Annotated in this window: 13 protein-coding genes; 6 read left to right on the top strand and 7 right to left on the bottom strand. The window is 42.8% G+C overall.

What is annotated here, in order from left to right:
• The first annotated feature begins 18 nt into the window (after nucleotides 1–18).
• Complete coding sequence (locus tag BUA59_RS16070) at nucleotides 19–927, top strand: LysR family transcriptional regulator (protein WP_245813167.1); 909 nt, start codon at nucleotides 19–21, stop codon at nucleotides 925–927.
• Between the two features lie 10 nt (nucleotides 928–937).
• On the opposite strand, the gene BUA59_RS16065 is transcribed toward BUA59_RS16070, so the two are convergent.
• On the bottom strand, nucleotides 938–1819 hold the full coding sequence (locus tag BUA59_RS16065; RefSeq protein WP_072840694.1) for a LysR family transcriptional regulator: 882 nt from the start codon (nucleotides 1817–1819) through the stop codon (nucleotides 938–940).
• An 86-nt stretch (nucleotides 1820–1905) separates the two neighbouring features.
• Here BUA59_RS16065 and BUA59_RS16060 point away from each other — a divergent pair, with 86 nt between their 5' ends.
• Nucleotides 1906–2544, top strand: coding sequence for a 4-carboxy-4-hydroxy-2-oxoadipate aldolase/oxaloacetate decarboxylase (locus BUA59_RS16060; RefSeq protein ID WP_072840693.1), 639 nt, complete (start codon nucleotides 1906–1908; stop codon nucleotides 2542–2544).
• Nucleotides 2545–2589: 45 nt separating this feature from the next.
• A complete protein-coding gene (gene gltS / locus BUA59_RS16055) occupies nucleotides 2590–3765 on the top strand; it encodes a sodium/glutamate symporter (protein ID WP_072840692.1) in 1176 nt (391 codons plus the stop codon).
• Nucleotides 3766–3894: 129 nt separating this feature from the next.
• On the opposite strand, the gene BUA59_RS16050 is transcribed toward gltS, so the two are convergent.
• Nucleotides 3895–5043 (bottom strand): alpha-hydroxy acid oxidase, encoded by a 1149-nt coding sequence (locus BUA59_RS16050; RefSeq protein WP_072840691.1) that lies wholly within the window; start codon nucleotides 5041–5043, stop codon nucleotides 3895–3897.
• A gap of 116 nt (nucleotides 5044–5159) precedes the next feature.
• On the opposite strand from BUA59_RS16050, the gene BUA59_RS16045 reads away from it, so the two are divergent.
• From BUA59_RS16045 to lepB, 3 genes are all read left to right on the top strand, one after another.
• Complete coding sequence (locus BUA59_RS16045) at nucleotides 5160–6074, top strand: LysR family transcriptional regulator (protein WP_072840690.1); 915 nt, start codon at nucleotides 5160–5162, stop codon at nucleotides 6072–6074.
• Between the two features lie 83 nt (nucleotides 6075–6157).
• The gene (locus tag BUA59_RS16040) at nucleotides 6158–6400 is read left to right on the top strand and encodes a hypothetical protein (protein ID WP_072840730.1); all 243 of its coding nucleotides are present in this window, start codon (nucleotides 6158–6160) and stop codon (nucleotides 6398–6400) included.
• Between the two features lie 53 nt (nucleotides 6401–6453).
• The gene (gene lepB / locus BUA59_RS16035; RefSeq protein WP_072840689.1) at nucleotides 6454–7257 is read left to right on the top strand and encodes a signal peptidase I; all 804 of its coding nucleotides are present in this window, start codon (nucleotides 6454–6456) and stop codon (nucleotides 7255–7257) included.
• A 103-nt stretch (nucleotides 7258–7360) separates the two neighbouring features.
• On the opposite strand, the gene BUA59_RS16030 is transcribed toward lepB, so the two are convergent.
• The 5 genes from BUA59_RS16030 to BUA59_RS16010 all read right to left on the bottom strand — a co-directional run bounded on the left by BUA59_RS16030 (nucleotide 7361) and on the right by BUA59_RS16010 (nucleotide 11840).
• Nucleotides 7361–7966 (bottom strand): DoxX family protein, encoded by a 606-nt coding sequence (locus BUA59_RS16030; RefSeq protein ID WP_245813166.1) that lies wholly within the window; start codon nucleotides 7964–7966, stop codon nucleotides 7361–7363.
• A 124-nt stretch (nucleotides 7967–8090) separates the two neighbouring features.
• A complete protein-coding gene (locus BUA59_RS16025; protein WP_072840688.1) occupies nucleotides 8091–9068 on the bottom strand; it encodes a 2-hydroxyacid dehydrogenase in 978 nt (325 codons plus the stop codon).
• Nucleotides 9069–9111: 43 nt separating this feature from the next.
• Nucleotides 9112–10071 (bottom strand): sugar kinase, encoded by a 960-nt coding sequence (locus BUA59_RS16020; protein ID WP_072840687.1) that lies wholly within the window; start codon nucleotides 10069–10071, stop codon nucleotides 9112–9114.
• 27 nt (nucleotides 10072–10098) lie between these two features.
• Nucleotides 10099–11358, bottom strand: a complete 1260-nt coding sequence (locus BUA59_RS16015; RefSeq protein ID WP_072840686.1) for a TRAP transporter large permease — start codon at nucleotides 11356–11358, stop codon at nucleotides 10099–10101.
• Nucleotides 11343–11840 carry a TRAP transporter small permease gene (locus BUA59_RS16010; protein WP_072840685.1) on the bottom strand — a complete coding sequence of 166 codons (498 nt, stop codon included), beginning with the start codon at nucleotides 11838–11840 and terminating at the stop codon, nucleotides 11343–11345. Before BUA59_RS16010 ends, BUA59_RS16015 begins: the two co-directional genes overlap by 16 nt.
• Nucleotides 11841–11885 lie beyond the last annotated feature (45 nt).

Raw genomic sequence — 11885 nt, 5'->3', positions numbered from 1 at the left:
GGTATACGTTGGAGAGCAATGGTGATTACGTTCAAGCAGATAGAGGCTTTATATTGGATTGCGGAATTAGGCAATTTCGCGTTAGCCGCTGATAAACTTAATACGACACAATCTGCTATTTCTAAACGGATTAACGAGCTCGAATCTGTCTTTGACATGGAAGTATTTGATCGTTCGAGAAGAAATGCAAAGCTGACTGAAAAAGGTGCTGAGCTGTTAGCCTTATCGAAAGATATGCTCGATATGCGAGATCATGTTTTGGAACGAATGAGCAGCCCCGAAACACTCCATAAACGTTTTAGAATTGGAGTGACAGAATTGACAGCCCTCACGTGGCTACCAAAGTTAGTGAAGATGATTTCGCAAAGTTATCCTAAGTTAATAATCGAGCCTCAAGTCGAGCTAAGTTCTACTCTGCTTGAAAAATTAGGCAATGATTCATTAGATATGATTATTGTGCCTGATGTTTATGACGATGCTGCCTATAAAGTGTGTCGGCTGAAAACGGTTAAAAATGCTTGGATGTGTACACCTGATTATGTATCGGCAGATGACGTCTTGGATTTCCAACGTTTATCCCAACTTAATGTGCTCACGCAGAGTAACCTCTCAGGTACAGGAGTTATTTATGAACGTTGGTTTGCACAAAACAATCTGAAAATATCACGGACGCTACTGAGCAATAGTCTAGTTGCGCAAATAGGTTTGACGTTATCTGGGATAGGAGTGAGCTATTTACCTATTGCTGCAATGAAAAAGTATTTAGATAGTGGGTTTTTAAAAATACTCCATGTTACCCCTCAACTCCCTGAAGTAAGATACGCGGCTCTATACCGTGCAGATAGAGATTCAAGGTTATACAGCGATGTAACTTGTTATGCGGCTGAAACTTGTGATTTTGATGGGGTTTTAATAGGCGGCTCTTAACAGTAGAAACTTATGTTTTCAAAAAAGATAAAAAAGCATCTACGTGTATGTTTTGCTCTCTGGTATTGGTGACCGCAATGATTGATGTGCTTGTTTCTAAACCTTCTATTGGTATAAATACCACATCTTTAAAGTGATTTTTTGATATGGATTGCGCAACAAGGGTTACACCCAAACCTGCTGATACTAGTGATAATGCGGTATGGATTTCAATGGCTTCATAAGAAACTTCAGGCTTTGAGTCTTTTGTGGCTAAAGCATCTAAGATTTTTTCACCATAGCGAGTTACTGGATCTTTCGGGTAGATAATAAAAGGTTCTTTGTCGATATCTTTCGGAATTAATGATTTTTTTTCGGCTAGCGGGTGGTGAGCCGGTATCGCGACAACAAAAGGGTCTTCCATAATTAAGGTGTGTGTTTGATGATCTGGTGGTGAAAACTTGCCAATAAATCGCGAAATACCAATGTGGATGCGCCTATCAACTAGAAGGTCTGGTTGATATTCAGATAACACTTCTAATAAATCTAAATGAACGCCTGGATAAGCTTCGCGAAATGCTCTGATTGCTTGAGGCATGATGGTAAATAGCGTTGATCTCACCACGCCAATACTTAAGCAGCCGCTCTTGCCTGTCGCGATATCGTGTGTTTCTTCATCCAGTTTTGTCATCTGAGCTAACAGGTCTTTTGCCCTTGGATAAAAGTATTTTCCTAATGCGGTCAATTCCATAGGGCGAGTTGAGCGATCAAAAAGCTCTCCCCCTAAATGGTTTTCTAGCTGGCTGATTTGCATGCTAATTGCTGTCGGGGCAATAAAAAGATGCTTCGCAGCTTGAGTGGCGCTGCCACAACTAACGACTTCACAAAAATATCTGAGCTGTTTTAAGTTCATTTTTTCTTATCTTAAGTTCAAAAAAAGCATGTTTGTTTAAGTTTTTACTTTAGCTTAAATTGGAATTAAGTTCAAAGGAGAATGGTATGACTAAACAAACAATAAAAAATGACGAGTTGTTGAAACGCCTTAAAGAGCTTGGTGCAGCAACTGTCTATGAGGCTCAAGGAGCAAAAGGCGCGCTTGATAGCGGAATGAAACCTTTGAGTAGCAGCATGACTCTAGCAGGTCCAGCTCTAACATTAGATTGCAAACCTGCTGATAACCTGATGATTCATTATGCTTTATTGCAAGCAAAGCCTGGCGATGTCTTGGTCGTTGATGCAAAAGGCTTTTTAGAAGCTGGACCATGGGGTGATGTCCTAACCGAGCAGGCATTGGCGATCGGTTTAGCAGGTTTGGTAATCAACGGGTCCGTTCGAGATGCAAAAGCCATTATCGAAATGGGGTTTCCTGTTTTTTGCAGAGGGATAAGCATCAAGGGTACTGGAAAAAACCAGCCTGGTGAGGTGAATGTTCCGATTTGTATTGGCGATGTTCAGATTTGCCCTGGAGATATCGTTATTGGAGACCAAGACGGTCTTGTTATTGTTAACCCTGATAAAGCGCAGAATGTTTTAGAAATGGCTGAGTTGAGAGAATCAAAAGAAGTTGTTTTTAGAGAGCAGATAAGAGCGGGTAAAACTACGTTAGAGCTATTAGGGTTAGAAAGTAAATTTTTATAACGATCTAAATAAACTTTCCTAAAAAAATAATAAAGGAATCTACAAATGAACATTACGCTTGATCTAGTTCAAACCATGGGTTTGGCTGTCGTCGTCCTTTTCTTAGGTCGTTATTTCAAAGGTAAAGTGCCTATATTTCAAAAATACTTCATTCCAGCTCCTGTCATTGGTGGTTTGTTTTACGCCATTTTGATGCTAATTGGCAAACAAACTGGCTTATATACAGTGACCCTTGATAAAGGGCTTACTAACTTTCTGTTGGTCTTATTTTTTACCTGTACTGGTTTTATGGCCAGTCTGCACGTGATCAAACGCAGCGGTAAACAAGGGGCAATTCTGGCTGTGGCAGCGGTTTCCTTACTATTCCTACAAAACTTGCTTGGCATAGGTTTATCTAAACTATTGGGTATTCATGCACTGCTTGGGGTAAGTATGGGCTCTGTTGCTATGTCTGGTGGTATTGGTTCTGCTGCGGCATTTGGTCCATCATTTGAAGCATTAGGTGTTCAATCCGCTACTGTTACTGGAATTGCAGCTGCAACATTTGGTTTGGTTATGGGCAGTCTTGTTGGTGGTCCCGTAGCAAAACGTTTGATTGAAAAGTTTGATTTAAAAAGTAGTGCTAATAACAATGAAGTAGTAGATCTTGAAGATGATGATGCTCATAAACGTACGCCACTCGGTACCGTTTCTGTTGTGTTATTGACTATGGCTTTTGGCTCGGTTCTTGTCTTATTACTTAATAAAACTGGCATTACTTTCCCATATTATGTGGGTGGTGTTTTCGCAGCAGCAATTGTTAGAAACGTATGTGACTACAATGACTACAAGCTTAAGATGAGCCATATTGACCTGATTGGTAGTATCTCGCTTAGCTTATTTTTAGTACTTGTTATTATGTCGCTAAAAATTTGGCAGCTGTTCGACCTTGCGATACCAATGCTTGTTGTTCTTGTGTCTCAGATGATAATGATGGTGTTATTTGCCTACTTCGTTACCTTCCGTTTGATGGGGAAAGATTACGAAGCTGCGGTTATGGCTGCGGGTCATTGTGGTGTTGGTTTAGGTCAAACGCCTAATGCCGTTGCAAACATGGCGACTGTTATTGATCGTTTTGGACCTGCGCCAAATGCTGCTGTTATGTTGCCTGTTATTACAGTGATCTTTATCAATATTTGTAACCCATTTATCATTACTTTGTTCATGAATTTGTTTAGCTAAAGGGCTAAATTCGTAATGGGTTAGTAAGCTAGTTAGGCTGATTACCTGTATCAAAAAACAGCATGAAAGTTTATCGCTTTCATGCTGTTTTTTTATTTCAGCTCCCTAAAATTTTAAATATGCTTAAGGCTAAAACCTAAACCGCAAGTTTTCTCTCGTCAGTTGATCAATCGAAGTTTTGCCCATGAGTTTCATGTCTCGTTCGAGTTCGGCTTTCATTAGACCGAGTGCGCGTTCTACGCCAGGCTGTCCTGCGGCAGCGAGTGGATACAAGTACATGCGGCCTATGCCGACGGCTTTTGCGCCGAGGGATAAGGCTTTGAGTACGTGGGTGCCGCGCTGTACGCCGCTGTCAAAGATGACATCGATTTCATCACCCACTTCATCGACTATTTCCGCTAGCTGATCGAAAGAGCTGCGAGAGCCGTCAAGTTGGCGTCCGCCATGGTTGGAAATGATCACGCCAGTGCAGCCAATTTCTACCGCTTTTCGAGCGTCTTCTCGGCTCATGATGCCTTTTAAGCAGAACTCTCCATCCCAGAATTTCACCATTTCTGCCACGTCGTCCCAGTTCATTGATGGGTCGAGCATGTTGGTAAAATAGTCACCAATCGAAGTGGCGCCTGAGCCCATGTCGATATGTTCTTTAAGCTGCGGCAAACGAAACTTTTCGTGAGTCACGTAGTTAATGCCCCACATGGGTTTGAGAACAAATTGCAGCATGCCTTTTAAGTTCAATTTAAAGGGAATAGCGAAACCGGTACGCAGGTCTCGTTCCCGGTTACCGCCAGTAATGGAATCGACAGTTAGCATCATCACCTGTACGCCGGAGTCTTTGGCCCGTTGCATCATGGCGCGGTTCAGTTCTCGGTCTTTATGGAAGTAAAATTGATAGACCTGAGGCGTGGTGGTTTGCTTGGCGATTTCTTCCATGCTCACCGTGCCAAGGGACGATACGCCAAACATGGTACCGTATTTTTCGGCGGCACCAGCGACGGCTCTTTCCCCATCATGATGGAACAAGCGTTGTAAAGCAGTGGGCGAACAATAGATTGGTAGGGCGAGTTTTTGTCCCATCACGGTGACGGATAGATCCACATCTTTTACGCCAGTCAGGACGCTGGGTACAAGGTCGCAGGTTTCAAACGCGGCGGTGTTGCGGCGGTAAGTCGTTTCGTCGTCAGCGCCGCCATCAATGTAATTAAAGATCGGACTTGGCAGGCGTTTTTTGGCTAGGGTGCGAAAGTCTTGGAAGTTGTGGCAGTCTTTGAGACGCATGGATTTTGCTCCTTTTATTTTGTTCATTAACTATAGTCTCAGTTCTATTTGTGATAAATACGACATAAACTAATAAACTCTTTCCTAAAACATCTTAATAAAAAAGGGGCACGACATTGAACGCAGCCGATTTAACACTTTTCGTGAACGTTGCCGATGCGGGTTCTTTTAATAAAGCGGCGCAGCAAGCGGGTCTATCGACACCAGCGCTGAGCAAACGCATCAGCAAGCTTGAACAAGACCTTGGTGCGCAGTTAATTCATCGTACTACAAGACGACTCAGCCTGACCGAAGCGGGGGAGAGCTTATACGTTCACGCCAAAAATATAGAAGGCCAAGTGAGCGATGCCATTGCCTCGGTATCGGCGTTTAGCCAAGGCCTAACGGGCACGATAAAAATGTCTGTGCCGACAATTTCGGGGGAGTTGCTATTGGCTGAAGCAGTGGCGGATTTTTGTCAAAAATACCCGAATATTACCGTGGATATGCGCCTTGAAAATGACTTTGTGGATTTGGTGGGCGAAGGACTGGATCTGGCGATTCGTACTGGCAAGCTCGAAGATTCCAGCCTGATTGCTAAGCCTCTGATTCAATCAAACTGGGTGGTTTGTTGCTCACCTAGTTATATTGAGCGTCATGGTGAAGTCACGAATTTAGAAGCGCTAAAAGATCATAATTGTTTGGCTTATACCTACCAAGCCCAAGGCTCATTTGATTGGCGGTTTACCAAGCAAGGTGTCGGCAAAAAAACAGTGGAAGAAAGCGTGCGCATCAGTGGCAGCTTTGCTACCAATAACGCCCAGGCGTTACGCAAAGCTGCCTTGGCAGGCTTTGGTATTGTCTATGTGCCGCGTTGCTGTGTGTATGAAGATCTGCAACAAGGCAAGCTCGTCGCCATCTTGCCTGATTACCAACCGCGGCGACTTGGCGTTTACGCTATTTATCCATTTACTAAATACCTGCCGGAAAAACTGAGATTACTGATAGAGCACATCAAACAGGCTTATCAGGATAAGAAAGAGTATTTTTAAAAGGTCGTTTATATAAGGTGCTTTTCATTCAGCTGTTTTGTCCTTATTCTTAATTTTTTAATGGTTTTATGATGGGAGCGCTTATGTCTGGTCAAGGTTCAGGTGGCAATGTAATTGCTGCACTTTGTAATGTTTTTATTCCTGGATTAGGTCAACTTGTACAGGGGCGTATTTTTATGGCGCTGTTTTTTTTCGTTACAACATTCGTTAGTTATGCGTTAGGAGCCACTGTGATTTTGTTCTTTATGTGGTTGGTTGGTGCTGTCTTTCATCTTTGGTCAATAATTGATGCCGCTCGCTTTTCTCGGTTTCGTTCGGTTTTATGATACGCAGTTAAGGTATTAACAGATAAAGATTGATAATCGAAAGGAAGCAAGGCGTGATTAAGAAAAGAAAACCCATTGTGGCGTTAGTATTATCGATCCTTTCACCGGGCTTAGGGCATGTCTACGCTGGTAATGTTAAGAAAGGTTTATTGCTGTTTTTACTTCAATACGGCGTACTTTTTTTATTAGGTAAGCTGGGCTTGTTATCGACAGCTTATGGTATTTGGTTTTTGATTCTATTTTTAGCATGTCTGTATTTATACGCCATGTTCAGTGCAGTAAGGCTTGCTTTAGCCAATAAAACCTACGAATTGAAACCTTATAATCGATGGTATTGGTACTTGGCTATTTTTGCTTTGATTCTGGTTGTTAGCCAAACTCTAATTTCGTCTCGTGGCTCGATGCTAGGTTTTGAGTTGTATCAAGTTCCTTCTAATCCTATGAAACCAACTTTACAACCTGGTGATTACATTGCCGTCGATACACAAGATCAGTCTTTAAATATTGGCGATGTGGTTGTGTTTCGTTATCCCAATAATAGACAAGTGCTGTTTACGCAGCGAATTGTCGCCTTAGGGAATGACAAGGTTGCTATTAAAGATGGCCAAGTTATGTTAAATGGTGAGCCAGAGCTAATTGCCTCAGTAGATGAGAGTTTCCGATGCAGTGATGTTTCTATTTCTATGCCAGAAAGAGTTGTGCCAGAAGGCCAAGTATTTTTGTTGGGTGATTGGCGAGATAATAGTAATGACAGCCGTTACTGGGGCGCGTTACCTGAATCTGATGTGATTGGTATAGTCACCTATATTTGGCTTTCAAAAGAGTTTAGTCGGATTGGTAATAAGATTAAGCGGTAATTTATTTCAACTAAGTACTTTAGTTTTTGTTTAGAAAGACAGAATAAGAATTGATGAAAGGAAGAGATGGTGTACATCTCTTCCTTTTTTATGAGATAAAATTTTAGAACTGTTTTTTGAATAGACGATCTAGTGAGAAATGAGCCCCGCCGAACGCTGCGATTAACAATGCACCAGCAGTCCAGAAGATAGAGGCAAGTTCTGCTTTTAGTTGTACTGAAGTAAGAAAAGCGCCGCCGCCATCCGCTAAGCGTTTTATGCCATTTGGAGTAAAAAAATCACTACCAGAGTTCAGCGCATCTATGCCTGCTTGAGTTAATAAAGCATCGCCATAAGGATGAGCGAAATGGAACCATAATGTGATGGCTAACATGACTGCATTTGCCAGAGCGATTGGTCGAGTTAGCAAACCCACCGCAATGAACATACCGCCAAAAAATTGCATCCCCGCCAACATTGGTGACCAAAGCCAACCTGGATAGAAGCCTAAGTTTTCAACAAAGCCGACTTGAGCAAAGGGAGCTATGATCTTTGGCCAGCCCTCAACAACAAGCATTCCGCCGATAACAATACGGAACAGTGCCCAGCCAAATGGTTGAGCAAACGTATTGTAGAAGCTGCTCATAAATGGCAAATAAAGGTTATTTTTTTCATTTTTAAAAACAGGTAATTTAGACATGCTATCCCTCTCGACTTTAGTGGTTTCCATAGTGGTCTCCATAAGTGAAAGATTATCATTAGCAATTTTTATGACAGCTGATTTGGATCAATATATTGTTACTAAAAGAAGCGAGTAGAAAGATATATTAGAGGAGAAACAGATAGCCAAAAGGCTATCTGTCTAACAAATGTTGATTGGCGCAGTTTTGTGATATATCACCATTAAGTGCATTGATCAGGTTGTCCACAGCGCAAGTAATCATAGCAAGACGTGTTTCTGCCGTTGCTGAGCCGATGTGTGGAAACAAGACTGCATTGTCGAGTTTACAAAGCGGTGAGTCGCCCGATAGCGGTTCGACTTCAAAGACGTCTAAACCGGCTGCACGAATAGTGCCATTGCTTAGGGCGTCGACAAGAGCCGCTTCGTCAATCACTTTGCCACGGGAACCATTGATGAAAATAGCGCTTTTCTTCATCATGGCGAATTCTTTTGCGCCAATCAATCGTTCGGTTTCTGGTGTTAACGGCGTCATCACACAGACGAAGTCTGACGTTTGAAGCAGTTCTTCCATCTCCATATAAGTAGCGTTTAAGTCTTGTTCAGCATCTGGTTTACGATTGCGGTTGCTGTATTGAATCTTCATATCAAAACCAAAATGCCCACGCTTAGCAATCGCATAACCAATGCGACCCATACCAATAATGCCAAGGGTTTTACCGTGCACATCTGTACCGTAAAGGGCTTCGCCTATGTTGCTGGTCCAGCGACCTTCTCGCACCATGTTAGATAGCTCAACAGCACGTCGAGCCGCACACATAATCAGAGTGAATAATGTATCGGCGGTGGTTTCGTTCAGTACGCCAGGTGTGTGCATCAAAGGAATGCCACGCTCAGTGAGATAATTTAAGTCATATAGATCTGTGCCGACGGAAATCGTTGATGCGGCTTTTAGCTTAGGTGCAAGGCTCAATAGCTCTGAACTCATTTTAGTGCTGGTGCCAATTAAGCCTTCCGCGTCAGCAAGGGCAGCTATGAAGGCACCTTTGTTATCTTCATTGATATTATTAAAGAAGGTAACGTCATACTGTGCTTCAAGTCGCTGGCGTTCTTCTGCTGGAATGTCTCGGTACAAAATTACTTTTTTCTTCATCCTACTATTCCTTTTTAGTTGCCTCTTTCTAGGTCGCTCTTCTCTAAACTGCTTTCTCTAAATCATTGAGGTGTGCACGAGTTGGCAAGCCTTCGCTGTCGCCACGAACCTGGACTGTCAGAGAGCCGAGCAGGTTTCCGCGACGAGCGGCTTGTTCTATTGTTTTACCATCTAGTAGAGCAGATATCACGCCAACAGCAAAGCTATCTCCCGCTCCAACTGTATCTACTACTTTTACTACAGGGAAGCCAGCGACTATGCCAGATTCACCATTACGGGTTTTAAAGTATGCGCCTTTGCTACCGAGTTTGACGATAACCGTTTTGACGCCACGCTGAAGATAAAAGTCGGCAATCACCTCTGGTTGATCACTATTGGCGAGGATTTTACCTTCTTCTATACCTGGTAAAACAATGTCGCTGGCAAAAGCAAATTCATTGATGGTTGCTACCATGGTTGCTTGATTAGGCCAAAGGGAAGGGCGTAAGTTTGTGTCAAAAGAGACGCTGCAGCCTTGTTTCTTAGCGAGTTCTAACGCGTGTTTTGCTGCGTCTCGCATTGGTACCGATACCGCTGCGGCGACACCAGTTAGATGCAAATGTGCGCCTGCTTTGAATAAAGTGTTGTCAATGTCTGTTGCGCTTAATGTTGACGCGGCAGAGTTACGACGGAAATACTCGACCTTAGGATCGCTGCCATCGGTTACATTGGACTTCAGCATAAAACCAGTAGCATGGTTGGCGCTTTCAGAAATCCAATCAGTGCGAATGTTTTCTTTGCTTATTGCTTGGCGAATAAACTGCCCAAAGCTGTCTTTACCTACTTTACTAATATAGCTGGCTTCAAAACCTAAACGTGCCATACCGATAGCGACATTGACTTCCGCCCCAGCTAAAGAACGATGGAATTCTTCAATGTCAGCGAGTTGCCCCGGTGTTTTCGCTACAAACATGGCCATTGCTTCACCAAGAGTAACAAAAGAGTGTGTTTGATTTGTTTCCATAATGGATGATTCCTTCTTGTTTTTAGCCTATATCAACAATATAAATGGCATGAATATAACGGCAACCAGTACTAGTATGATGACTGAAATATATGGCATAACCGCTTTGAATGACTTGTCTATGGACAGTTCGCCAATGGCACTTGCTATTAACAAACACAAACCATAAGGCGGTGTAATTAAGCCAATGGATAAAGTAATAATAACCACAATGCCGAGTTGAACTGGGTCGACTCCTAATGTAAGTGCGACAGGATAAATAACCGGTACAAACAGCACCATGGCTGGAATGGCATCCATAAAGGTGCCGATAAATAGGAAAAAGGCCACAATAATGAATAGGAACAAGTATTCATTATTGCCTATTCCACTGAAAAAGTTCGATACCATCGCATTGATTTGATAATAGCCAAGGAATTCCCCGAGAGCCGAAGCTGCCGCCAAAGCAAATAGTGATAAGCAGCTAAGCTTTAAGGTTTCGGTGAAAATCTTTGGCAAATCTTTGAGGCTGATGGATTTGTAGTAATACGCACTAACGAAGTAAGCATAAACTGCTGAGAACGCTGCAGCTTCTGTTGGAGTGAAGACACCAAAAACAATACCACCAATAATGATAAGAGGCGTGATCATCGCAGGAATGGCGTCTTTGCTTAGAGCGATAAATTCCGCACGACTGATCTTTTCCATCATCGGCAAGTTGTCACGTTTGGCAATAATACTAATGACAAACATCATTCCAAGGCCGATCAAAATCCCAGGCACCATGCCGCCGATAAACAATTGCCCAACCGAGGTATTCGTCAGTCCACCATAAATTACCATGGTAATACTAGGTGGAATAATGCCACCAATGGTAGACGAGGCGGCTGTAACTCCAACCGACATTTCGCGACTGTAGCCTTTGTTGATCATGTTAGGTATGAGGATTTTTCCCACGCCAGCTGTATCGGCAGTAGACGATCCACTAACACCAGCAAACAACATGGAGACCAATACGTTTGCGTGACCAAGCCCGCCCGGTTTGCGACCGACTAAGGCGATAGAAAAGTTGATAAGTCGATGAGATATCTGGCCGCTGTTCATGATGTTAGCTGTTAACACAAATAGTGGCACAGCGAGTAACACATAAGAGTTAAGGCCGTAGAACATCTTCATTGGGATCATGGTCGTTGGCGCGCCAGTCATGGTACCAATACCCACTAAAGAAGCGATACCGATAGAGAAGGCAATGGGTATCCCAAGAATAATAAGACCAACAAATAATAAGGTGATTAACGCGAGTTCCATGAAGCCCCCTTGAAGCAAGACAATGTTTTCGCTTCGTTGTAGATATTATCCACCAGATAAACACTGGAGCTAATAAAGGTGATTGGCATAATCAGCCACACATAGCCTTGTCGAAATTCAGGGATACTGATCCAGCGCGAGTTCCAAAATGCTTGAGTGATTTCAACACTGTATAGCGAGCAGAATAAACAGAAAATCAACATGATAAGATTCTGAATAATCACTAAAACCGAGCGTTTATCGCCTTGGAAATAATGCGTGAGAACGTCAAAACCAAAGTGTTTGTTTTCTTTTACCATGACTGCTGTGCCAAGGAACATGGCCCAGATAAAAGAATTTACGGCGATTTCTTCCGTCCATAACACCGAAATACCTAGGTAGCGAGTAACTACTTGAATCAAGGTCGCGGCGAGGAAAATCACCAGTAGCAAAACGCCTAAACTGATTTGGAGTCGAGCAATAAAATTAGTCAGTATTTTCATACCATATATCCTTGAAGCTCCGAGGAGTCCTCGGAGCTAGGCTAG

The sequence above is a fragment of the Marinomonas polaris DSM 16579 genome, assembly GCF_900129155.1.
GTDB lineage: Bacteria > Pseudomonadota > Gammaproteobacteria > Pseudomonadales > Marinomonadaceae > Marinomonas > Marinomonas polaris.
This window is presented reverse-complemented; position numbering and strand designations above follow the sequence as displayed.